This window comes from Brevibacterium sp. LE-L (genome assembly GCF_050214925.1).
Taxonomy (GTDB): domain Bacteria; phylum Actinomycetota; class Actinomycetes; order Actinomycetales; family Brevibacteriaceae; genus Brevibacterium.
The window spans coordinates 1,642,217-1,665,233 of sequence record NZ_CP189759.1 but is presented as its reverse complement, the minus strand read 5'-3'; the positions used below and the strand labels follow the sequence as shown (position 1 = coordinate 1,665,233).

General features: G+C 65.4%; 24 protein-coding genes and 1 tRNA gene. 6 read left to right on the top strand and 19 right to left on the bottom strand.

What is annotated here, in order from left to right:
- Positions 1-167: 167 nt before the first annotated feature.
- From lepB to smc, 11 genes are all read right to left on the bottom strand, one after another.
- Complete coding sequence (gene lepB / locus ACQE2J_RS07490) at positions 168-791, bottom strand: signal peptidase I (protein WP_425118806.1); 624 nt, start codon at positions 789-791, stop codon at positions 168-170.
- A 31-nt stretch (positions 792-822) separates the two neighbouring features.
- Positions 823-1,164 carry a 50S ribosomal protein L19 gene (gene rplS, locus ACQE2J_RS07485; RefSeq protein WP_135539448.1) on the bottom strand — a complete coding sequence of 114 codons (342 nt, stop codon included), beginning with the start codon at positions 1,162-1,164 and terminating at the stop codon, positions 823-825.
- 174 nt (positions 1,165-1,338) lie between these two features.
- On the bottom strand, positions 1,339-2,109 hold the full coding sequence (trmD, locus tag ACQE2J_RS07480) for a tRNA (guanosine(37)-N1)-methyltransferase TrmD (protein WP_425118892.1): 771 nt from the start codon (positions 2,107-2,109) through the stop codon (positions 1,339-1,341).
- A 74-nt stretch (positions 2,110-2,183) separates the two neighbouring features.
- On the bottom strand, positions 2,184-2,684 hold the full coding sequence (gene rimM / locus ACQE2J_RS07475; protein WP_425118807.1) for a ribosome maturation factor RimM: 501 nt from the start codon (positions 2,682-2,684) through the stop codon (positions 2,184-2,186).
- A gap of 190 nt (positions 2,685-2,874) precedes the next feature.
- On the bottom strand, positions 2,875-3,105 hold the full coding sequence (locus ACQE2J_RS07470; RefSeq protein WP_135539452.1) for an RNA-binding protein: 231 nt from the start codon (positions 3,103-3,105) through the stop codon (positions 2,875-2,877).
- A gap of 1 nt (position 3,106) precedes the next feature.
- Positions 3,107-3,541, bottom strand: a complete 435-nt coding sequence (gene rpsP, locus ACQE2J_RS07465; protein ID WP_135539453.1) for a 30S ribosomal protein S16 — start codon at positions 3,539-3,541, stop codon at positions 3,107-3,109.
- Between the two features lie 157 nt (positions 3,542-3,698).
- Entirely contained in the window at positions 3,699-5,312 is a 1,614-nt protein-coding gene (ffh, locus tag ACQE2J_RS07460) for a signal recognition particle protein (protein WP_425118808.1), read from the bottom strand.
- Between the two features lie 327 nt (positions 5,313-5,639).
- Positions 5,640-6,860: an ammonium transporter gene (locus ACQE2J_RS07455; RefSeq protein ID WP_425118809.1), complete on the bottom strand. Its 1,221-nt coding sequence runs from the start codon at positions 6,858-6,860 to the stop codon at positions 5,640-5,642.
- A gap of 161 nt (positions 6,861-7,021) precedes the next feature.
- Positions 7,022-8,164 carry a signal recognition particle-docking protein FtsY gene (gene ftsY, locus ACQE2J_RS07450; protein WP_135539459.1) on the bottom strand — a complete coding sequence of 381 codons (1,143 nt, stop codon included), beginning with the start codon at positions 8,162-8,164 and terminating at the stop codon, positions 7,022-7,024.
- Positions 8,165-8,359: 195 nt separating this feature from the next.
- Entirely contained in the window at positions 8,360-8,761 is a 402-nt protein-coding gene (locus ACQE2J_RS07445) for a hypothetical protein (protein WP_135539461.1), read from the bottom strand.
- A 309-nt stretch (positions 8,762-9,070) separates the two neighbouring features.
- Positions 9,071-12,658, bottom strand: a complete 3,588-nt coding sequence (gene smc, locus ACQE2J_RS07440) for a chromosome segregation protein SMC (protein ID WP_426937384.1) — start codon at positions 12,656-12,658, stop codon at positions 9,071-9,073.
- 86 nt (positions 12,659-12,744) lie between these two features.
- On the opposite strand from smc, the gene ACQE2J_RS07435 reads away from it, so the two are divergent.
- Both ACQE2J_RS07435 and ACQE2J_RS07430 read left to right on the top strand, forming a co-directional pair.
- Positions 12,745-12,817, top strand: a tRNA-Asn gene (locus ACQE2J_RS07435).
- A gap of 534 nt (positions 12,818-13,351) precedes the next feature.
- Entirely contained in the window at positions 13,352-13,834 is a 483-nt protein-coding gene (locus ACQE2J_RS07430) for a hypothetical protein (protein ID WP_135539465.1), read from the top strand.
- A gap of 89 nt (positions 13,835-13,923) precedes the next feature.
- On the opposite strand, the gene mutM is transcribed toward ACQE2J_RS07430, so the two are convergent.
- The 7 genes from mutM to ACQE2J_RS07395 form a co-directional block, all read right to left on the bottom strand.
- Positions 13,924-14,943, bottom strand: coding sequence for a bifunctional DNA-formamidopyrimidine glycosylase/DNA-(apurinic or apyrimidinic site) lyase (mutM, locus tag ACQE2J_RS07425; protein WP_135539467.1), 1,020 nt, complete (start codon positions 14,941-14,943; stop codon positions 13,924-13,926).
- Positions 14,944-14,981: 38 nt separating this feature from the next.
- Positions 14,982-15,686 carry a ribonuclease III gene (gene rnc, locus ACQE2J_RS07420; protein WP_135539469.1) on the bottom strand — a complete coding sequence of 235 codons (705 nt, stop codon included), beginning with the start codon at positions 15,684-15,686 and terminating at the stop codon, positions 14,982-14,984.
- Positions 15,687-15,690: 4 nt separating this feature from the next.
- Positions 15,691-15,894, bottom strand: a complete 204-nt coding sequence (gene rpmF / locus ACQE2J_RS07415) for a 50S ribosomal protein L32 (protein ID WP_025777330.1) — start codon at positions 15,892-15,894, stop codon at positions 15,691-15,693.
- Positions 15,895-15,896: 2 nt separating this feature from the next.
- Positions 15,897-16,376: a YceD family protein gene (locus ACQE2J_RS07410; protein ID WP_240689754.1), complete on the bottom strand. Its 480-nt coding sequence runs from the start codon at positions 16,374-16,376 to the stop codon at positions 15,897-15,899.
- A gap of 155 nt (positions 16,377-16,531) precedes the next feature.
- Positions 16,532-17,722 carry an MFS transporter gene (locus ACQE2J_RS07405; protein ID WP_135539473.1) on the bottom strand — a complete coding sequence of 397 codons (1,191 nt, stop codon included), beginning with the start codon at positions 17,720-17,722 and terminating at the stop codon, positions 16,532-16,534.
- Between the two features lie 3 nt (positions 17,723-17,725).
- On the bottom strand, positions 17,726-18,256 hold the full coding sequence (gene coaD / locus ACQE2J_RS07400; RefSeq protein ID WP_135539475.1) for a pantetheine-phosphate adenylyltransferase: 531 nt from the start codon (positions 18,254-18,256) through the stop codon (positions 17,726-17,728).
- Positions 18,257-18,322: 66 nt separating this feature from the next.
- Positions 18,323-19,081, bottom strand: coding sequence for a GntR family transcriptional regulator (locus tag ACQE2J_RS07395; RefSeq protein WP_425118812.1), 759 nt, complete (start codon positions 19,079-19,081; stop codon positions 18,323-18,325).
- Between the two features lie 116 nt (positions 19,082-19,197).
- Here ACQE2J_RS07395 and ehuB point away from each other — a divergent pair, with 116 nt between their 5' ends.
- The 4 genes from ehuB to ehuA are packed head-to-tail and all read left to right on the top strand — an operon-like array spanning position 19,198 to position 22,394.
- Positions 19,198-20,076: an ectoine/hydroxyectoine ABC transporter substrate-binding protein EhuB gene (gene ehuB, locus ACQE2J_RS07390; protein WP_135539478.1), complete on the top strand. Its 879-nt coding sequence runs from the start codon at positions 19,198-19,200 to the stop codon at positions 20,074-20,076.
- A 23-nt stretch (positions 20,077-20,099) separates the two neighbouring features.
- The gene (ehuC, locus tag ACQE2J_RS07385; protein ID WP_425118813.1) at positions 20,100-20,930 is read left to right on the top strand and encodes an ectoine/hydroxyectoine ABC transporter permease subunit EhuC; all 831 of its coding nucleotides are present in this window, start codon (positions 20,100-20,102) and stop codon (positions 20,928-20,930) included.
- Positions 20,927-21,586 carry an ectoine/hydroxyectoine ABC transporter permease subunit EhuD gene (gene ehuD / locus ACQE2J_RS07380; RefSeq protein WP_425118814.1) on the top strand — a complete coding sequence of 220 codons (660 nt, stop codon included), beginning with the start codon at positions 20,927-20,929 and terminating at the stop codon, positions 21,584-21,586. The genes ehuC and ehuD overlap by 4 nt, the downstream gene beginning before the upstream one ends.
- The gene (gene ehuA / locus ACQE2J_RS07375; RefSeq protein ID WP_425118815.1) at positions 21,573-22,394 is read left to right on the top strand and encodes an ectoine/hydroxyectoine ABC transporter ATP-binding protein EhuA; all 822 of its coding nucleotides are present in this window, start codon (positions 21,573-21,575) and stop codon (positions 22,392-22,394) included. The genes ehuD and ehuA overlap by 14 nt, the downstream gene beginning before the upstream one ends.
- A gap of 35 nt (positions 22,395-22,429) precedes the next feature.
- On the opposite strand, the gene rsmD is transcribed toward ehuA, so the two are convergent.
- On the bottom strand, positions 22,430-23,017 hold the full coding sequence (rsmD, locus tag ACQE2J_RS07370; protein ID WP_135539486.1) for a 16S rRNA (guanine(966)-N(2))-methyltransferase RsmD: 588 nt from the start codon (positions 23,015-23,017) through the stop codon (positions 22,430-22,432).

Here is a 23,017-nt window from a genome sequence, read left to right as displayed (position 1 = left end):
GCTTTCACATTCGGCCACGGTTTCCGCTGGGACTGAACCGAGCGTACCAGCACGAACCTGACCGGATCCTCAACCGCACACGGTTGCCCTCGCCGAGGCGGAGGCGCAGTCGCGAACCGCCTCACCCACCATGGCGGTTGAGTCGCACCGACGGTCGCGGCGAAGGCTCAGTCGATCGAGGAACCGTGGCCGATGACCGGGCCGATGACCCGGTCGGTGGGGATGAATCCCCCACCGGGACGGCCGAGCAGCGACCGCGAGTCCGCGGAGTCGGTGCGGTTGTCACCCATCACCCACATCGTGTCGGCCGGCACTTCGACGGAGAATTCCACCGCCGAGGCGGGGGTGGGGGCATAGTCTTCACGCAGAGGTTCGCCGTTGAGCAGGAGCCGACCGTCGGCATCGCAGCACTGCAGAGTGTCGCCGCCGACGGCGATGACGCGTTTGACGTAGTAGACGTCGCGGGGGCCGAGTCCGACCCAGGACCCGATCTTCTGCAGAGGCGTCGGCAGGGCATCGTCGACGAAGGAGCCACGGCCGTCGAAGACGACGATGTCGCCGCGCTGGATGTCGCCGCGCAGGGCGTCGGGACGCCAGACGGTGATCGAGTCGTCGACCTTGAGAGTCGGCTCCATCGAGGCGCTGGGAATGGTGAAGCGCTGGATGACGAATCCGCGGACGGATCCGCCGAGGATGACGATGACGACGGCGATGGCCGCGATCGTCTTCCAGAACCTGGCCGAATACAGAAGACGCGACCCGAAGGTCGCGTCTTCATGTCGGTTCGGCACGGTGTGATCATCTCCCACAGTGCCGGGCAAATCAGGCCTTTTCGCGGATGCGAGCAGCCTTGCCGCGCAGTTCGCGCAGGTAGTAGAGCTTCGCACGGCGGACATCGCCGCGAGAGAGGACCTCGATCTTGTCGACGTTGGGCGAGTGCACCGGGAAGGTACGCTCGACACCGACGCCGAAGCTGATCTTACGAACGGTGAAGGTCTCACGGACTCCGTCGCCCTGGCGACGGATGACGATGCCCTTGAACACCTGGATACGCGAGCGCGAGCCCTCGATCACCTTGACGTGAACGTTGAGGGTGTCGCCGGCGCGGAATTCAGGCACATCGGACTTCAGCGAGGCTGAATCTACAACATCGAGCTTCTGCATTGTGGTTTCTCCTGTGGCCCCAGCTTCAGGTCGAGGACACGCATATCGGACCGGTGAACCGGTGACTGGATCGTCTGTCGGGATTGCTCCCCGTCGATCCGCCGCATCAGAGACGGCGGATCATGGTGGACCCACATCCCCCTGAAGCAGGTGAGGGCCAACAAACGCGACGCTCTATTCTGTCACGGTTCCACGCTCAGACTCAAACCGTTCGAGCGCGGCCAGGTCCTCTCTGCTCAGGTCGGTGAGCCGGGCGAGGAGGTCGGGTCTGACCTCGGCGGTCTTTTCGAGACGTCGGTCACGCCGCCACCGCGCGATCGCCGCATGGTTGCCGCTGAGCAGGATCTCCGGCACGTCCCGGCCACGCCAGCTCGCCGGCTTCGTGAAGATCGGGTATTCGAGCAGACCGTCTTCGTGGCTCTCCTCGGTCAGGGATTCCGGGTTGCCGATGACCCCGGGGATGAGTCGGCTGATCGCTTCGATCATCACCATCGACGCGACTTCACCGCCGTTGAGGACGTAGTCGCCGATGCTCATGGGCCTCAGTTCGAAGCGCTCCCCGGCCCAGTCGATGACCCGCTGATCGATGCCTTCGTAGCGACCGCAGGCGAACACGAGATGCTGCCGGGAGGCGAGATCCTCGGCGATGCGCTGGTCGAACACCTCTCCGGCGGGGCTCGGGACGATGAGCGTGGGCTTCGCCTCCCCGGCGGGGCGACCGGCGAGGATGTGTTCGAGCGCCAGCGCCCAGGGTTCGGCCTTCATGACCATGCCCGCTCCCCCGCCATAGGGAGAGTCGTCAACGGTGTTGTGCCGGTCGAAGGTGAAGTCGCGCAGGTCATGGACGTTGAGTCCGAGCTGCCCGCGTTCGACGGCCTTGCCGATGAGCGAGAGCTGCAGTCCGGCAAGGTACTCGGGGAAGATCGAGACGACGTCGATCGACATGGCCCGGTCCCCCTGCCCAACGGCGGCGGCCTCTTCGGCGGGGGTGTCGTTGCTGCTCATCGGGGACGGTTCACTCATTCGGCGTCGAAGAGGCCTGCGGGCGGGGTGACGACGAGGCGGCCGGCCTCGATGTCGACATCGGGCACGATCGCGGTGACGAACGGGATGAGCACGACGTGGCCGAGCGTGTGCTTCATGTGCAGCAGGTCCTGAGCGGTGCCGTTGGTGACGTCGACGATCTCTCCGACGAGCTCGTCGTTCTCATACACGTTGAGGCCGATGAGGTCGTCGAGGTACCAGGCGTCGTCGTCCTCATCCTCTTCGTCCTGTTCTGCGAGGATGAGGGTGTTGCGGATCTCCTCGGCGCGGTTGCGGTCGGGGACTTCCTCGAAGGCCAGGAGAAGTCGGTCGCGGTGCCACCTCGCCGACTTCAGCGTCAGCGTGCCGATGTCCGGGTCGGTGGCGAAGCTCGCCCCGGGGGTGAGCCGTTCCTCGGGACGGTCCGTGCGCACCTCGACAGTGAATTCGCCCTTGATCCCGTGCGGCTTGCCCAGGCGGGCGATCACCGTGTCCATTCTGCTCCTCGAAGTTCGCGGTCGTTGAGTGTCCGGCCGGCTGACGTCGGTGCATGTGCGCGACGATCCGTCGCGGCAGATCCTGCGCCTGCGGCCGTGTTCAGGCACCAGTCTAGTCGGCGAAGGGGTGGTGAATGCACGAGAGGGGATGCAGCGCATATGCACTGCATCCCCTCTCGCACAGAAGGTGTTACGCCTCGATGAGGTCCACTCGCACCGACTCACGGCCGGCCAGAGAGTTCATCACGGTGCGCAGGGCCTTGGCGGTCCTGCCCGCACGGCCGATGACCCGACCGAGGTCTTCGGGGTGAACCCGAACCTCGAGGGTCGTGCCGCGGTGCGATGAACGCGAGCGAACGGACACGTCGTCGGGATGATCGACGATGCCGCGGACCAGATGCTCGAGCGAATCAGCCAACATCTCAGGCTTCAGCGCTTTCTTCAGCGGCCTCAGGTGCGGCTTCGGCGGCCGGAGCCTCAGCAGCGTCAGCGGACTTGCCGCCCTTCTGCGTGATGGCTTCCTTCACGACCGACTCGGCGTTGGGAGCCACGTAGGCTTCCTTCTCCTGCTGCGGCTTGACGGTGTTGACCGCTTCGCCCTCGCCGGTGAACTTCTGCCAGTCACCGGTGAGCTTGAGCAGGGCACGCACCTGTTCGGTGGGCTGAGCGCCCACCGAGAGCCAGTACTGAGCGCGCTCGGAGTCGATCTCGACGACCGAAGGCTCACGGGTCGGGTGGTAGATGCCGATCTGCTCTTTGGCCTTGCCGTCGCGGCGCGTCCGCGAATCCATGACGACGACGCGGTAGAAGGGTGCACGGACTTTGCCCATGCGGGTCAGACGAATTTTGACTGCCACTTGAGTGGTGTCTCCTTTTGTGTTCTGTGTGCACAGCTGATCCAGTTCGATCGTGGGGTTGACCTGCTGGAAGCCGCGGCTCGGACTATCACTTCGGCGCGGATGAGAGGGCCCGGACCGAGAGCAAAAGTACAAGAGTCAATTGTGCCAGAAGGCTCTACTTCTTGCCACCTGGAACGATTCCGCCGAATCCCTTCGGCAGGTTCGAGGGGTCGAATTCCTCGTCCTTGCCCAGATCGACTCCGCCGAAGGCCGAACCGACCGGATCTTGGGTCTTGCCGGCCTTCTTATCGGCCAGCGCCTTCGCTTCCTGGGCTCGCTTGGCCGGGTTGCCTGACTGACCGCCCTTGCGGCCCTTCTTCTTCCCCGAGACCTTCTTCTTCCGGGTCCCCGGACCACCGGGCATTCCGCCCATTCCGGGCATCTGCGGCATGCCACCGCCGCCACCGGGCATTCCGGGCATCCCGCCGCCGCGGGTCATCGAGCGCATCATCTTCTGCGCCTGGCCGAAACGCTCCATGAGCTGGTTGACCGCGGTGACGGTGGTGCCGGCACCCTTGGCGATGCGGGCGCGGCGGGAGCCGTTGAGGATCTTCGGGTTCGATCGCTCCTGGGGTGTCATCGATCTCACAATCGCTTCGACCCGGTCGACCTCACGCTCGTCGAAGTTCGCCAGCTGTTCCTTGTACTGGCTCATGCCGGGCATCATGCCCAGCATCTTCTTCATCGAGCCCATCTTCTTCAGGCCCGCCATCTGCGTGAGGAAGTCGTTGAGATCGAAGTCCTCGCCGGCTTCGACCTTCTTCTTGAGCTTCTCGGTCTCTTTTTCGTCGAAGTTCTTCTCGGCCTGCTCGATGAGCGTCATGATGTCGCCCATGTCGAGGATCCGGTCAGCCATCCGGTCCGGATGGAACTGTTCGAAGTCCTTCATCGACTCACCGGTCGAGGCGAACATGATCGGCTTGCCGGTCACCTCGGCGACCGACAGTGCCGCACCGCCGCGGGAGTCGCCATCGAGCTTCGAGAGCACGACGCCGGTGAAGTCGACGCCTTCGAGGAACGCCTCGGCGGTCTTCACCGCGTCCTGGCCGATCATCGCGTCGATGACGAAGAGGACTTCGTCGGGGTTGACCGCGGTGCGGATGTCCGCGGCCTGGGCCATGAGCTCCTCGTCGATGCCGAGCCGGCCGGCCGTGTCGACGATGACGACATCGTGCAGCTTCGACTTCGCGACCTCGAGGGAGTCGGTGGCGACCTGGATCGGATCGCCCACACCGTTGCCCGGTTCGGGAGCGTAGACGACGGCTCCGGCACGTTCACCGACGATCTGGAGCTGGTTGACCGCATTGGGCCGCTGCAGGTCGGCGGCGACGAGCATCGGGCGGTGGCCCTCGGACTTCAGCCAGTGCGCGAGCTTTCCGGCCAGGGTGGTCTTACCGGCACCTTGGAGGCCCGCGAGCATGATGACCGTCGGCGGACGCTTGGCGAAGTTCAGACGGCGCGTCTGACCACCGAGGATGCCGACGAGTTCGTCGTTGACGATTTTGACGACCTGCTGGCCGGGATTGAGTGCGCCCGAGACTTCCTCGGACAGCGCACGCTCCCGGATCCGGCCGGTGAAGGCACGCACGACAGGCAGGGCGACGTCGGCGTCGAGCAGGGCACGTCTGATCTCACGAATGGTGGCATCGACGTCGGCTTCGGACAGCCGGCCCTTCCCGCGCAGATTCTTGAAAGTCGCGGTGAGCCTGTCTGACAGAGAGTTAAACACGTACAAGCCTTCTTCACGATGATTTGGTCGACTCTTAAGCCTAGCAACTCACCCGCGTCCGGCTGAAACCGTGAGTGCTGACAATGCCCGGTGAACTCTCGCCGAGGCGGCCCCGCCTCGCACTCCCCCACCCGCTCCCTCGCAACAGGCACCGTTAGTCGCAACAGGCACCGTAAGCAGCAAACCCCCTCGCTGCGCCACGGTGATTTGCGGTGAACGATGATGGATGCCCGCCTGACTGCAGGAGAGAGCACCTGCAGACGGGCGGCGGGGCAGTGACCACCGGGCCGCAGTGACCGGCGGGAAGCGGCGGCCGCCGGTCGCAGGTCACCGGAAGGAGTAGGCCTGCTCCGCGTGCTCGAAGGCATCGATCCCCTCGAGCTCCTCGCGAGGGTCGATCCGCAGCCCCATCGTCCCGCGCAGCACCAGTGCGATGGCAAGCGTGGCGAGGCCGGCGAAGACGACGGCCACGAGACAGGCGAGCACCTGCGCGATGAGCAGTTCGAAACCGGCTCCGTAGAAGAGACCGGCCGGCCCGTCCTCGTGCGGGAAGGCGAAGAAGCCGATCATCACAGTGCCGATGACCCCCGCGACGAGGTGGACGGCCACCACATCGAGCGCATCGTCGTAGCGCAGACGATTCTTCGCCTCCACGGCGAAGATCGCTCCGGCACCTGCGGCGATGCCGATGAGCACGGCAGCATAGGGGTCGACGTCAGCGCACGCCGGGGTGATCGCGACGAGGCCGGCGATCGCTCCGGAGACGCTGCCGATGCTGCTCGGTCGCGAAGCCCGGAGGCGTTCGATCATGATCCAGGTGATCATGCCGGCGGCCGGGCTGGCCAGGGTGTTGATCCAGATCAGACCGCCCTGTTCGATCGTCGCGGCGGCGCCCCCGTTGAAGCCGAACCATCCGAACCACAGCAGGGCCGCTCCCAACACGGTGATCGGAATATTGTGCGGCTTGTGCGGGGCCGAGAATCTGGCGCGGCGACCCATGACGATGACGAGGACGAGGGCGGAGATGCCGGCGTTGATGTGGACGACGGTGCCGCCGGCGAAGTCGATGGCGGGTCCGAACAGGCGGCCGATCGCACCCGATTCGCTGAGCAGACCGTCGCCCCAGACCATGAACGCCAGCGGGCAGTACACCAGAGTCACCCAGGCGGCGGAGAAGACGAGCCAGGTGGAGAACTTCGCTCGGTCGGCGACGGCTCCGGCGATGAGCGCGATCGCGATCATCGCAAAGGTCGATCCGTAGCCGATCGAGATGAGCGAGGCGGGATCATCGGCCACGGCACCGCTGAGTCCGAGCTGGGACCGCGGATTGCCGACGATTCCGGCGATCGAATCACCCGAGCTCAGACCATATCCGCAGAGCACCCAGACGAGCCCGCCGACGGCCATTGCGGAGAAGACCATCATCATCATATTGATGGCCGAGGTGATTCGCGTCATCCCGCCGTAGAAGAACGCCACCCCCGGTGTCATGAGCAGCACCAGCCCTGCCGCGACCATCATCCATACGTTCACTGCATCGAGTTCCATGTCGTCTCTCATCTGTCCAAGCCGGTTCCGGATCGAACCGCGCAGAGACAGTCTCCATGACGCATGTCACAGTGATGCTTCGGTCATGTTTCCGCAGTGTGACAAGCCGGGCCCCACCCCGTCGATACAAGGGTGAGACCCGGCAGGATCAGTACGCGAAATCAGTCGAGCAGCGCGTCGACGAATCCTTCGGCGGTGAAGGGCGCGAGATCGTCTGCACCCTCACCCAGCCCGATGAGCTTGACCGGCACGCCGAGCTCACGCTGGACGGCTATGACGATGCCGCCCTTCGCCGTGCCGTCGAGTTTCGTGAGCACGATTCCGGTGACGTCGACCGCCTCGGCGAAGACCTTCGCCTGCTGCATGCCGTTCTGCCCGGTGGTCGCATCGAGGACGAGGAGCACCTCGTCGATCTCGTGGCCCTCGCCCAGCGGGCGGGTGGCCACACGCTTGACCTTGCCGAGCTCGTCCATGAGGCCGCGCTTGTTCTGCAGCCGTCCGGCGGTGTCGACGAGGACGACGTCAGTGCCGTCGGCCTGCCCCTTCTCCACGGCCGAGTAGGCCACCGAGGCGGGATCGGCCCCTTCTTCCTTGCGCACGGTTTCGACGCCGACGCGTTCACCCCAGGTGGCCAGCTGCTCGGCGGCGGCTGCGCGGAAGGTGTCCGCGGCCCCGAGGAGCACGGTTCTGTCCTCAGCGACGAGCACGCGGGCGATCTTGCCCACGGTCGTGGTCTTCCCCGATCCGTTCACTCCGACGACGAGGATGACCGCGGGATCTCCGCCGGTTCCCTGATCGGCCAGGGAGCGGTCCATGGTCGGGTCGACGAGGGTGATGAGCTCTTCCCGGAGCAGCCCGCGCACCTCGTCGGGGTCACGCGTGCCGAGGACCTTGACGCGTTCGCGCAGCCGGTCGACGAGTTCGGTCGTCGGCTCCACACCGACGTCGGCGAGGATGAGCGTGTCTTCGATCTCCTCCCATGCGGATTCGTCGAGGTTGTCCCGCGACAGGAGATTGAGCAGGCCGCGGCCGAGCCCGGAGTTCGACTTCGCGAGGCGTTCGCGCAGGCGCACGAGCCGGCTGGCCGGTTCCGTGGGAACCTCCGAACCGCGGGCCTCGGCCTTCTCCTTCGCGACCGCCTCGGCGACCTCATCGGTACTGAGCTCACCGGTGACATCGGCATCGATGCTGCGTTCTTCGCGCGGTCCTCGCTTCGTGCCGCTGACGCGCAGGGAGATGCCCAGCGCAACAACGAGAATGAAGACGATGGCCGCGACGACGAGCAAGATGATCGGCTGATCCATTGTTCTTCCGTCCTCCTTTGAGAGCCTTCGGTCAGGCCGCCGGCACTCGAGTTCCCGGACTCATCCGGTGGTGTCTGTCTGTCGTGTCCCACGCCGGAATCAGTCGGCGCGGTTTCCATTGTCCTCGGCCCCGATTCCGCGGGGACCGGTTTGTCTGTGATCTTGGTTTCGTCTGCGCTCAGAACCTGTCAGCACTCAGGATCCGCGGCTGCCGAAGAGCAGACCGGCGGTGGTCTTCCACCCGGTTCCCGACTCCGGGATCTTCCAGTGGCGGGTGCGCGGACGCACCGTGATGAGCGAGGGGGCCGCGTGACGGCGAGGCTGCGGACGCAGCACATAGGAATGGTCGCGGATCGCGGTGACCGCCGCCTGTTCCCGCGTGGCCAGATGCGAGGTGCCGTCGTCGTGGCCGAAGAATTCGTGGACTTCGTCGTCGTAGCCGGTCCATTGGGCGGGCAGACGGAATCGCTGCACCTCGGAGGAGTACTTGAGTCGGCCCTCGGCACGCAGGCCGGGCAGAGCGACGAGGAGGACGACGACGAGAGCCAGAGCGAACGAGATCGCCAGTCCTACGATGATGACAAGCACCGAATTCATGCCCTCGAGCCACCTCGCAGATCAGCAGCCTCGGCCATGGACGTCCCGCTCCTCACATTCTTCGAATACCTGGGTCTCGGCCCAAGTCTATAGTCCCGGGCGACGACAATCGTATTACAGGGCCGCATGGCAGTTGGAGAATTCCCTGGGACTGTCCTGGGCGTCCGTGCCGAATCGCCTCATCGGCCCGGGCCCGAACCTCCACATCGCCCCCTCAGGCGCCCCCGCCGCCGCCTCGGGCGCGCCCGCCGCCGCGCTCGTGGCCGCGCTCGTGGCCGCGGGCAGTCCTTCGACATTGACAAGCTGGGCTCACGGAATGCGCTGCGATATGACTTTCGACACCCCATCGCCGTGCATCGTCACCCCGTAGAGCGCATCGGCGATCTCCATCGTCCGTTTCTGGTGGGTGATGACGATGAGCTGCGAGGAGTCCTGCAGCTCCTCGAACACCGTGAGCAGACGCGAGAGGTTGAGGTCGTCAAGAGCGGCTTCGACCTCGTCCATGACGTAGAAGGGACTCGGTCGGGCCTTGAAGATCGCCACGAGCATCGCCACGGCGACCAGCGAGCGTTCACCGCCGGAGAGCAGGGAGAGCCGTTTGACCTTCTTGCCGGCCGGCCGGGCGTGGACGTCGACGCCGGTGGTGAGCATATCGTCGGGGTCGGTCAGGCTCAGCGCACCTTCACCGCCGGGGAAGAGTCGGGAGAAGATGTCCTCGAATTCCCGTGCCGTGTCCGCATAGGCGTCCGCGAAGACGCGTTCGACGTGCCGGTCGACCTCCTCGACGAGCTGCATGAGGTCCTTGCGGGAGGTTTCGATGTCGGCGATCTGCTTCTCGAGGAACTGATGCCGTTCCTTCAGCGCCTCATACTCCTCGAGCGCGAGCGGATTGACCGTGCCGATGCGCTTGAGCGAGGCAGACGCCTGCTTCTGTCGCTTCTCGACTTCGGCACGCACGTACGGCGTGTCCTCCACACCCTCCTCGAACGAGGGCACGGGCAGGTGGGGGCCGAATTCGTCGATGAGCCGATCGATGCCCAGCCCCGTCTCCTCTTGCGCCCGGTGGGCGATCTCCTCGAGTTTCAGTCGATACCGTTCCTTGGCCAGCTCCGCCTCGGCGGCGGCGTCCTTGAGCTTCTGCAGCTGAGTTCGAGTGGCAGCCAATTCCTCGCCGAGGCGGCCCTTCTCCTCGCGCAGACCGCCGCGTTCGTCGACGAGGACCTGGATCGCCTCGCCGAGTTCGACGACCGTCGACTGTGCCAGTTCCGCGGCGTCGGCCGCGGTTTCAGCGATGAGTTTCGCCGAGTCGGCCGCGCGCTTCTTCTTCGCAATCGTGCGCTGGTTCTGCTCCCGCGCCGCCTCTTCGGCCTTCGCCGCCCGCAGCAGAGAGTCGACCCGGTCGCTGAGGAACCGTGCCCGGTCCGTGGCCGAACGGTGGCTGATGCGTGCCTCGACGAGGTCTTCGGACGACTGGGAGACCTGCGCGCTCAGTTCGTCCCGGCGGGAGGTGTCGACGACTTCGACGACCTCGGCGGTTCCGGCCAGCGCCGCCTGCGCGGTCTCGACCTCGCGCTGGGCGGCATCGAGGCGGGACTTCAGCTCCGTTTCGTTCTCTTCGGCACGCTGCAGGCGGGTGCGGGCAACACCGATCTCGCCAGTGATGCGCGAGACCTCTTCGGCTGCGGCCATGATCTTCGCGTCCGAGGAGTGGAGCGCATCGAGTGCCGCCGCCGCTTCCTCGCGGGCTCTGCTCAGGCGCGGTTCGAGGTCGGCGAGCGCAGTCTTGAGCGTCTCCGCCCGATCCTCGAGTTCGGTGATCGTCGCATGGGTGTCGTCGAGTGCGGTCTGAGAGGCCAACCGGGTGCCCGAGGCCGTGCGCGCCCGGCTGATGCGCGTGGCCGAGACCACCTCCCCGTCGACGGTGACCGCGGTGAGTTCGGGGCGGGCCTTGGTCAGAGCGACGCCGGCACGAGCGTCGGGGACGCAGACGACTGCGTGCAGGGCGGCCGCGAGCAGGATCCGCAGCTCGGGGACATCGCTGGTGACGAGTTCGCTCAGCCATTGCAGCTTCCCCGCCCCGGCAGCTGGCTGCCCCGCCTCGGTGCCGGAGAGCCCCGCCAGCTCGGGCAGCGGAGCGAGCTCCGTTCGCCCCGTTCCATTGCCGCCCTTGCCGGCGACCGCCTCGGCGCCGGTCGGGATCGTCAGGGACACGTTCGTGTCCTCGCCGAGGTGGTCGAGGACTCCCAGCGCCGACTGGCCGTCGTCGACGATGACGCCGGACACCGTGGTCGACAGGGCCGCGGCCACCGCCATCTCGAAGCCGGTCGTCACACTCAGGTGTTCGGTCACGGCGGTGCCGACTCCGGGCAGTTCGGCGTTGATGATGTCTTCGAGGTCGGCCTCGAGCGCGGTGCCCAGTGCCAGGGCTTCGGCCCGGGCTCTGGCCGAGGACAGCTCGGAGGCGACCTGCGACTGCTTCTCCTGCAGCTCGGCGCGTTCGGCCTCACACTTCTCCTGGGCCTCCAGCGCCGTCTCATAAGCGGAGTCGAGTTCGGTCTCCCCTGCTTCGACGTCTTCAACCCCGGTCTCTGCGGTCTCGAGTTCGGCGCTGCGTTCGGCGATGCGAGCGGTGACGGTGTTGATTTCGGACCGGTTGGCGGCGATGCGCGACTGCAGGTCCGCGATGCGCTCCTCGGCCTGGGTCTGCTTCGACTGCAGAGCCGACCGGTTCTTCACTGCTTCGGTGATGGCGATCTGTGCTGCCTTGACTTCGTCTTCGGCGGTGCGCAGGTCCCGGGTGAGTTCTTCCTTGCGTTTCTGGCTGGCCTCGAGCGCTGAGTTCGTCTCGGTGACGGCCGCCTCGGCCTCGGTGAGTTCGTCCTTGAAGCGGGCGGCTTGGGCACGCAGCTCATCGGGAGACTTGGATTCGCGGCGGCCCAGGCTCGCGACCTCCGAGAGCAGGTGGGAGCGCTTGTCTTCGGCCCGCTGGCTCAGGCCCTGGGCACGGACGATCTGCGTCTGAGTCTTCGATTCGGCGGTCCGCTGCGCCTCGAGTTCGGTGTCGAGTCCCGACAGGCGGGTTTCGACCTCACCCAGTCGCGCCTCGGTGCTGGTGCGGAGCCGGTCGAGTTCGTCGATGCGGTCGCTGTGGTCCTCGCCCCCGCTCGTCGTCGCCAGCGAGGACTGCATCCGCACCGCATCGTCGGCGAGGAGTCGGGCGGTGGTGTCTCGCAGTGTGGCTTGGACGGTGGCGGCCTTCGCCGCGGCTTCGGCCTGTCGGCCCAGGGGCCCGAGCTGCCGGTTGAGTTCGGTGCGCAGATCGGTGAGCCTGTCGAGGTTCGTCTGCAGTCCGGTGAGTTTGCGGACCGCTTTGTCTTTGCGGCGACGGTGTTTGAGCACACCGGCGGCCTCTTCGATGAAGCTGCGTCGCTCCAGCGGGTCGGCGTGGAGGATCGCGTCGAGGCGGCCCTGACCGACGATGACGTGCATCTCCTTGCCCAGGCCGGAGTCGTTGAGCAGCTCTTGGATGTCGAGGAGCCTGGCCGGGGCCCCGTTGACGGCGTATTCGGACCCGCCGGTGCGGAAGAGGGTCCGCGAGATCGTCACCTCGGTGTAGTCGACAGGGATGGCTCCGTCGGTGTTGTCGATCGTCAGAGTCACCTCGGCGCGCCCCAGGGCCTGGCGTTTCGAGGTTCCGGCGAAGATGACGTCGTCCATCTTTCCGCCGCGCAGATTCTTCGCACCCTGCTCGCCCATCACCCAGGACAGGGCGTCGACGACATTGGATTTGCCTGAACCGTTGGGACCGACGACGCAGGTGATGCCCGGCTCGAATCTGAGAGTCGTCGCCGAGGCAAAGGACTTGAATCCCCGCAGTGTCAGGCTTTTGAGATGCATATTGGAAACCAGCATATCCGGGCGGGCCACGAGATTCGGAATCTTTTGGTAAAGTGTCTCCCCGTGCGCAGGCAACTGCGCCGTTTTCCTCCGTAGCTCAGTTGGCAGAGCATTCGACTGTTAATCGAAGGGTCGCTGGTTCGAGCCCAGCCGGGGGAGCTGGTGGGGGCCCTGTCGTGCGCGACGGGGCCCTTGACCATTCACCGCCCGCCGACGGCAGGTGGTGTTGCACAGCGAATGCGACCGATGACGGTCCGAGAAGACGGACATCCGGCCATCTTCGCCCATTGCCCGCAGGCGGCTTCATTGCGCCCGCGACGATCATGGGGGTGAGCCGATCGGGTGCATTCTGCTCGGTTCGCATCGGCCGCCAGTCCGAGCCCGTCTCCGAGCTTCAGCCGGGCATCCGGCACCGTTAGCGGCAATTCAGCGCGCCGCACCGGTGCATGCTGCCGCGAACGGTGTGATTCGCCGCGAACGGTGTTGGATGCGTTCGTACACAAGAGACGAAACAGCACCGGCGAGCAGAGCTTCTGCCCCGTCTCCCCGTGCCCGCTTCAAGGAGCGCTGCGGGACAGGTGTGGGATCATAGTGACGCTGAGACGCTGACGCGCACGGCGATCGCTGTTCTTGAGGGATCGGTTCGCGGGGAAGCCAGCTTGGTCGACACGAGGAAAGGCAGAGTCTGATCAGATGAACGCGGTCATCAGGCGCGAGGGGAAGATCTCATTCGTCATCGGCTGGATGCTCACCATCATGGCGGCTCTGGCTCTCATTGCGGTGATCCTCTTAGCCGTCCTCGGCGACACCATGTTCCTCATTTTCCTCTTCGGCCCCCTCCTCCTGCTCATCGGTGCCGGAGTGAACTTCTGGCTCGGCTCGCGGGCTCGGCTCGAAATCACTCCCGACGAGTTCATCTGGTGCGGGTTCGTCGGGCGGGCCAGGCGAATCTCGTGGCGAGAACTCGACAGGATCCTCATCCCGGCTCCCGGCTCCCGCCCCCGCCTCGTCGCGGCTGCACGACTGAAAAACGGAGCCGTCGTGGAGGTCGACGCCTTGTGGCTGTCACCGACGAACCCCGCGAACATGCTTTCGGCCCCGAACCACTCGCAGGCGCAGCGAACTCTCATCGACGGTCATCGCGCTTTCCTCGCCGGGGCTGCCGGACGTCGCTGATTCCACTCCCCGTAACCGGCACCCCTCACCCGCTCGGACGGTCGGCAGCTCGGCCGAGCCCACGTTCGCCGAGGTGATCGGCCCGGGGACTACCGGTACCGTGGGGGTTTCTGGCACTCCGGGCAGAAGTGAGTGCCGCGGCCGCCGACGGTGATCCTCGCGATCTCGGTCCCGCAGCGCACGCATTCCTGTCCTCCGCGCCCGTAGACGAGCAGCGCCCGGTCGAAGTATCCGGATTCGCCGTTGACGTTGACGTAGAGGGCATCGAAACTCGTCCCGCCCACGGCCAAGGCATCGGTCATCACCTTCGTCGCGGATTCGAGGACCGCAACGAGGCGGCTCTTCCGCGTGCGCGCAGGGACAGCAGAAGGATGGACTCCCGCCCGGAACAGCGCCTCATCGGCGTAGATGTTGCCGATGCCGCTGACTAAAGTCTGGTCGAGCAGCGCCGCTTTGATCGCCGTGCGCTTCTTCGCCAGAGCTTCCACGACCCGTTCGGGGTCGAATGCGGGTTCGAGTGGGTCTGCGGCGATGTGGATCGCCGAGGCGGGCACGAGCCGCCCATACCCGTGCACGAGCGGTTGGACGCCGATATGACCGAAGATCCGTTGGTCGACGAAGCGCAGTTCGCGACCCACTCCGGCGACGCCTCCCCCACCGTTGGCTGCCCCACCGTTGGTTGCCCCATCGCCTGCTCGGCCACCGAGCTCACTGTCGCTGCCGCCGAGGCGCAGGATCGCTCGCGTGTGCCGGTGCAGTTCGTCATTCGGATCGTGGATGCGCAGCTGCCCGCTCATCCCGAGATGGACGAGAATGCCCAACTCGGGCGTCTCTCCGAGCATCGTATTCTGCCGATCGGCCGGGCCCGGCTGTGGCCGGCTGCCCTCCCCCAGGCTCAGCCACATGAACTTCCCGCGCCGTTCGGCACCGAGGATGTGCGCACCGTTGACGGCGGTGACGAAGCCGTCGATCGCGGACGGGTCGATGCGGCGCTGGGAGGTCGTGCCGAGTATTCGGGGGTCGATCACCTCGGCGCCGGTGATCGTCGTCCCCGTCGTCCATTCGTCGACGCCGCGGCGGACGCTTTCGACCTCGGGAAGCTCAGGCATGGGAACACCGTCCTGTCACACGCGGACCCACAGATCGCTCAGCGACGGTAGTCCGGGTAGACGGTGCGGATGGCTTTGACGGCGACCTCGGCGGCGGCGGCTTCGGCGGCCTTCTTCGACGAGCCGTCCCCGCTGCCCCAGCCGTTGTCGCCGAGCATCGCGGTGGCGGTGAACACCATAGCGTGGTCGGGCCCGGACGAGGTGATCTCGTAGCTCACGGCCCCGAGGCTGAGGTCGGCCGCAGCCTCCTGCAGCGTGGTCTTGTAGTCCATTCCGGCGCCGAGGTTGACCGCGTCGTCGAGCATGCCGTCGATGAGGCGATGGACGAAGGCGAAGGCGACGTCGCGTCCCCGAGAGACGAAGACGGCGCCGATGAGAGCCTCGACGGTGTCGGCGAGGATCGAATCCTTGTTGCGGCCGCCGGTCAGCTCCTCACCCTTGCCGAGCAGAATGTGCTCGCCGATCCCATGCCTGCGGGCGATCGCGGCCAGGGCTCGAGTGTTGACCACGGCCGACCGCATTTTGGCCAGCTGGCCTTCGGGCAGGTCCGGGTTGTCGTAGTAGAGCGATTCGGTGGCCACGAGGCCGAGCACGGAATCGCCGAGGAACTCGAGGCGCTCATTGGTGGGGATTCCGCCGGCCTCGAAGGCATAAGAACGATGCGTGAGCGCGAGACGAAAAGTCTCGGGATCAATATCGATCCCGAGACTCTTCTTCAGTGCTGCTGTGGTGTCAGTGTCCACAGTCTCAGACGTCAGCGACCTTGCGGCCCTTGTACTCGAGGTACAGCGGGGTGCCGGCTGCGTCTTCGACGACTTTGGCCTGGTGGGGGCGCGAGTACACAACGCGACCGTTCTCCACAGTCTTGACCAGGTTCGGAGCCTTGGCCTTCCACTGCGAACGACGGTGGCGGGTGTTGCTGCGCGACAATTTACGCTTCGGAACAGCCACGTCTAGCTCTCTTTCTTCTCATCCAACAGATTCTTCAATGATGCGAACGGCGATTCGGATTCGTCCGGTTCCACCTCGAGGTCCTCCCCCAGGGTGTAGCTGAACTCCTCGCTCTCATCCTGTGAAGGATTGAACGGCAGAGCCATCACCACGGCGTCTCTGATCGCGGGCTCGAGGTCGAGCTGATCCCGGTCGATGACGTAGGAGTCCTCGTCGCCTTCGGCCTGCTCATAGACGTACATCTCCTGGATGTCGACATCTATCGGCAGCTCGATGGGCTCGAGTGTCCTCGCGTCCTCGCCGCGGGCCGTCGCCGAGACTGTGCCCGACACGTAGATCCCCTCCGACACGCTCTCGAACATCAGCTCGAGCGCCAGTGGTGAACCTTGACCAACCCCGATCACTTCGATCTTGAGATCCGCTGGAGCAGACAAGGTGGTGTTCACCCGTTCCCACTCACCCGGATTGCCGAGCAGACCCATCGATCTGAGATCGAAGACGAATTCAGATCGCTGCTTCATGCCGTCCTCCCGGTGGTTTGAGGATGTCGCTCCTGCGTTCACACGCGACTCACCATTCTAATCATCATCGGCGGTCATTACCAATCGCCCCGATCGACCGCCGCAGGTGTTCCTCATCACCATCGCTCGTGTTCGTTGCGCCAGGTCACTCCCCCGGCAACGAGGAGCAGCGCGCCGGCGATCATGAACACGGCCCCGGAACCGGCGATGACCGTCAGCGCCGAGGCGGCCGAGGGGATCGCGACCTGGCTGAGTCGATTGCCCGCCAAACGGATGGACAGCACCGCGGCCCGATTCTTCGCATCGGCCAGGGTCGAGACCCAGGTCATCGTCAGCGGCTGGGTGAGTCCGAAGCAGAATCCGGCGAGGGCGAGCAGGAGTCCGAGCGTCCACGGCTGACTGAGCACGGGGATGAGCGCGACACAGACACCGGCCGTCGCCGAGGCGGTCCACAGCAGGGACAGGTTGCGCCACCTGGTCGTGAGCATCCCGATGAACAGGCGCGAGATCACCGAGGCGAGCGTTCGCAGCGCCAGCAGCCAGGTCACCAGCGTCACGGACAGTCCGTTCTCCTGTCCGATGAGCGGCAGGTACGCCGTCATCAGGTCGACGGCGGCGAGCGTGGCCATGGAAGCGAAGATCGCGGGTTTCATTCCCCGGGTCGACAGGAGCGTCCACGGTGCGATGGCGCCTTCGGCCGCCTCGGCGCGGGAGACGTGCGGGGTGCGCCCGCGGAGCATGACGACGACAGCGGCGATGAGGGTCAGCGCCGACAGCGCGGTCATGAACCACAGCGCATTGGTGATCGCGGCGTCACCCGAGGTGGCGTCGGCGATCATGCCGGCCACGGGCAGTCCGATGGTCTGGCCCATGGACACCCCGAGGGTGAGGTGGCCGAACTTCGCGGTCATCCGGTCGGCGGGGAAGCTCTGCGGAATGAGCGCTTGGGAGGCCACGGTCGTCAGCAGCTGCCCGACGCCCAAGCTCATCGTGGCGATGAGGAGTACGCCGAGGTTGGGTGCGACGGCCGCGAGCGCGACGGGCAGGATCGACAGGATGGTGCCGACCCACAGCACCGCGGTGGCGTACCCCCGATCGACGAGCCGGCCGACGAAGAGGGCCGTGAGCAGCGGAACGAGGGAGTAGACGGCGGTCATGAGACCGAGGACGACCCCCGATCCGCCGAGCTCGAGGGTCCGGTAGGAGATGAGCACGCGCACGCCGTTGTACGTCGCGTGTGCGATGACGGTGTGGGTGACGAGGCCCGGGAACCAGGCCCTGTTGGCAGGTGTTGCGGCCGCGCTCATCCCTCAGTCGGCGCTGTCGTTGCCGGAGCCGTCATCACCGGCACCGGTGTCATGACCGTGCAGAGCTTCCAGCACCGAGGCGGGGACGAGCCCGTGGATGTCCCCGCCGTTCGCGTGGACTTCCTTGATGAGAGACGAGGAGACGTGTTCGAACCGCGGATTGCCGGGGACGAAGATCGTTTCGAGCTCGGTGAGGTGTTTGTTCATCAGCGCCATCGGCAGTTCGTAGGCGAAGTCCGTGCCCGAACGCAGCCCCTTGACGACGGCGGGTGCACCGATGCTCGTGCAGTAGTCGACGAGGAGGCCGCCGGAGACGATGTCGATGCTCACGTTCTCGGCGCTCCGGGTTCGCTCATCGTCATCGAGCGAGCGGCGGATGAGGTCCGCGCGGACTTCCGGGGCGAAACGACCGGACTTCGAGGGGTTGTGCACGACGGCCACGACCACTTCCTCGAACAGGCGTGCGCTGCGGGCGATGATATCGAGATGACCCATGGTGATCGGATCATAGGAACCGGGACAGACGACCTTCATGCCCTCATCGTATCGGCTGGCGGTCGCCTGCGGTGCCGATCCCGGGTCGCGGACGCCCCACCGTGCTCACTGCACTCTCTCCCGCAGCCGCGACCACTGGTCATCGGCGGCGGCACCGTCGTCGAGGGCCTTGACGACCTGCGCGTCGACTCCGGCGTCGGGCCCGTGCAGTCGGGAAGCCGCTTCGGCCATGATCCGGGCAAGGACCCCAAGGGATTGTGATTCGCGGCCGGCGGTGACCGCCTCGGCGAGTTCGCGGTGGCTGTCGAGGACGTCGCAGCGAACCTCGTAGCCGCGTCGGTCCGACAGAGACAGCAGACGGGTGTGGACCATCGAGACCTTCATCAGGTCTGTCAGCCGGGCCGAACCGGAACAGGCGACGAGCGCATGATGGAACGACAGGTCGGCATCGCCGATGGTGCGCGCAGCATTGTCTTCGATCGCCCGCTCCAGCTCCCTGAGCGCGCGGGTGATCCGGGCGGTGGCGCGCTCCCGCCGGATGATGAGCTTGATCGCCTGCGATTCGATGGCTTCCCGGACGGCATAGACGTCGTCGATGTCGGTCACCCGCATCTTCTTGACATGGACTCCCCGCCCCGGCGCATGCGTCATCACGCCTTCGCTGATGAGCCGCTGCAGCGCTTCCCTCAGGGACGGCCGCGACACCTCGAGGAGTTCGGCGGTGCGCACTTCGTTGATCGACTGCCCGGGTTCGAGCGATCCGTTGTAGATGGCATTGCGCAGCTGGTCGGCGATGAGGTCGCTCGTCGAGGAACGGACCACTTTGCGCAGGACCGGCAGCTCGGAGGCGGGAGGATTCGTCACGGTTACGATCATATAACTTTGTCTGACAGTGTGACATTCGGACAACATAAGTATTGAATACTGTCCAGGAGACGCACGTCACGACGATGTGTCGACGTTCAAGGAAGGAACAGCACATGAAACTCAAAGGACTGGCCGCCGCGACATCGATTCTCGCGCTGACGCTCACCCTCGGTGCCTGCGGAGGAAGCGACTCGGACAAGTCGACTCTGCAGAAGGCCATCGACGACGGAAAGATCACCGTCGGCTTCGCCGGCGAAGCCCCGTACAGCTTCGAAAAGGGCGGAGAGCTCCAGGGAGCGTCCGTCGCCATAGCGAAGGCCGTGTTCAAGGAGCTCGGCGTCGACGACGTCGAAGGCGTCAACACCGAATTCGGCTCCCTCATCCCCGGCCTCAACGCCGAACGCTTCGACGCGATCTCAGCCGGCATGTCGATCCTGCCCGACCGCTGCAAACAGGCCTCCTTCGGCGATCCCGAATTCATGTACACCACCGCCCTGATGACGAAGAAGGGCAAGCAGGACGGCATGAAGAACCTCGACGACGTCAAGAAGAAGGGCGCCAAACTCGCGACGATGACCGGCGCCGTCGAATCAGATTATGCGAAGGACCTGGGCATCAAGACCCAAGAGGTCGGCACGCCCCAGGACGGCATGGACGCCGTGACGACCGGCCGCGCCGATGTCTTCGCCCTCACCGCCATCTCGCTCAACTGGATGGAGAAGAACACGAAGGACTCCGGCGTCGAAGTCAGCGACTCCTTCGTCCAGGTCATCGACGATGTTCCGCAGGTCGGTGCCGGTGCCACGGTCTTCCGCACCGATGACGATGAACTCCGAGACGAGTGGAACAAGGCTCTGGAGAACATCGTCTCCGATGAGAAGTCCTACCTCGACGTGGTCGGTGACTACGGATTCACGAAGGAAGAGCGTCCTGACGGTTCGATCACGACCGATCAGCTGTGCAAGGGCGACCTGCCCACCGCTGATTCCTGAGTCGTCCTTCGGCACTTGAGATCATGAACGACAATCTCGCAACGTTGCTGAGTTTCCTCCCACAGCTGTGGGAGGGAATTCAGACAACGATCATCCTCACGGTCGCGGGCTCGGTCGGCGCCATCATCATCGCGCTCGTCCTCGGCATCACGATGACCTCGCCGCACTGGTGGCTGCGCGCCCCTGCACGGATCATCGTCGAGTTCTTCCGCGGCACGTCTCTGCTCGTGCAGCTGTTCTGGCTGTTCTACGTCCTCCCGCTCCTCGGATTCGAACTCGACCCGCTGCTCTGCGGCATCGGGGCTCTCGCGCTCAACTACGGTGCCTATTCGGCCGAGGTCGTCCGCTCGTCGATCAAGACCGTGGCGCCCGGCCAGTGGGAGGCCGCGATCGCGCTCAGCCTCTCCCCCACCCGCCGGATGCTGCGTGTCATCTTCCCACAGGCCTGGGCTCTGATGATCCCCTCCTTGGCGACGCTGCTCATCCAGCTGCTCAAGGGCTCGGCGGTCGTCTTCTTCATCACGCTGTCCGATCTCACCGACAAGATCAATCAGCTGCGCCAGTCGACGGGCGATACATACTTCGCATTCTCCATCGGTCTCATCATCTACTTCATCCTCGCTTGGATGCTGCAGGAGTTCATGAACTTCCTCGAACGCAGGGCCACGGCCGCACTCGGCCGCCGACGCCCGAATTCGCGCACCGACCGTCGTGAGGCCCGACGCGCCGCCCGCGCGGACACCGTGCGCAAAGACCGCCTCGTCTCACACGGCGTCGCGGGTGAAGGCACAAACTCGGGACTCGGAACGGATCCGCTCAAACGTCCCTCTTCAGGCGAGGGAGGTGACCTGTGAACTGGAATTGGGAATTCGCCGCTGAAGCCCTGCCCCTCCTGCTCCACGGTTTCGTCAACACTCTCATCGCCACGGTCATCGGCACTGTCATCGCCGCGATCCTCGGCCTCATCCTCGCCGTGGCCATCCGCGGACTGCCGCGGTGGATCAACTGGCTCGTGCGACTGCTCGTGGCATTCATCCGCAACACTCCACTGGTCGTTCAGCTGATGTTCGTCTACTTCGCCTTCTCCGGCATCCCCGGACTCGTGGACGTCCCTGCACTCGTCATCGGCTTCATCGTCATCGGCATCCACTACTCGACGTACATGTCCGAAAGCTATCGTGCCGGCATCGACTCTGTGCCTCCCGGACAGCACGAGGCGGCGACAGCCCTGTCGCTTCCGCCCGTGCGGAAGTTCACGGCCATCATCCTGCCGCAGGCGCTGCGTGCGACCATCCCGTCATTGGGCAACTACGCGGTCGCGATGTTCAAGGACACCCCGTTCCTGTTCGCGATTTCCGTCGTCGAGCTCGTCACTGCGGCCAAGCAGTTCGGCGGTTCGACCTTCGCCTACACGGAAGCCTTCACCTTGGCCGGCATCATCTTCCTCGCCGCCAGCTACCCGACCTCACTGCTCATTCAGAGATTGGATCGACGCCTTGCCACCTACTGAGAACACCCCAGCCACCCCCTCCGGGCCGAACGCCTCAGCCTCGGGCACCCCGGCGATCGAGTTCAAGGACGTGGAGAAGAGCTTCGGGCCCACGACCGTGCTCAAGGACCTCAACTTCACCGTCGCACCCGGCGAACGCGTCACCCTCATCGGGCCCAGCGGTTCCGGCAAGACGACGATCCTGCGCCTGGTGATGACGCTCGAGGAGCTCACCGGCGGCTACATCTTCGTCGACGGCGAGCCGCTGACCTTCGAGGAACGCGACGGCAAGCGCGTCGAACTGCCGAAGAAGCGCACTCGCGAGATGACCACGCGCATCGGCATGGTCTTCCAGCAGTTCAACCTGTTCCCGAATATGACCGTGCTCGAGAACATCATCGAGGCCCCTGTCCATGTGCTCGGCAAGTCCAAGAGCGAAGCGAGCAAGGAAGCCAAGGAGCTGCTCGAACGCGTCGGGCTGGCCGAGAAGGCCGATGAGCACCCGACCCGGCTCTCCGGCGGTCAGCAGCAGCGTGTGGCGATCGCCCGTGCGCTGGCGATGAGCCCGGAGATCCTCCTCCTCGACGAGGTGACCTCGGCACTGGATCCGGAGCTCGTCGGAGACGTGCTGGGAGTGCTCCGCGACATCGCCGAGACCACGGACATCACGATGCTGCTCGTCACGCATGAGATGCAGTTCGCCCGCGACGTCTCCCACCGGGTGATGATGTTCGACGGCGGTCAGGTCCTCGAGCAGGGTCCGCCGGATCAGATCTTCAACAACCCGCAGCACGAGCGCACGCGGTCGTTCCTCTCCAGCGTGCTCTGATCTCGCCTCCGAAGCGTCAGCACCGCGTCGGGGAGTCAGGCCTCGCCCGGCTCCCCGACGAGCTGGACGAAATGGACCGCGGTCTCACCGAAGGTCTTCGACCGGAAGACTTCCAGCCCGTCGGGCATCGTCGGCTCCGGTGAGCGTGCGGCGCGTTCGACGACGACGATCGACTCGAGATCCAGGTGCGCGGTCAGCCGCCCGAGGATCTGTGTGACCGCGTCTTCGCTGAGCGGATACGGCGGGTCCATGAACACGAGGTCGAACGTCCGCGCCTCCGGGGCGTCCGTCACCGGCAGTCCCGCCAGGAAGTGGAGGACGTCTCCGGCGTGCACCTCCGCGGAGTGTTCGATACCGAGCTTCTCGGCATTGGACTGCAGGGAGCGGATGGAAGTCAGCGACGAATCGACGAAGTCGACCTGCGCGGCGCCCCGTGACATCGCTTCGAATCCGAGGCCTCCGGATCCGGCGAAGAGGTCGAGGACGTTCGCGGCCTGCAGCACCCCATAGCCTTCGAGCATGGAGAACAGGGATTCCTTGACCCGATCGGCAGTGGGGCGCGTGTTCGCCCCGGACGGGGAGGACAAGCGGGCACCCTTGTGCGCTCCGGCGATGATTCTCAT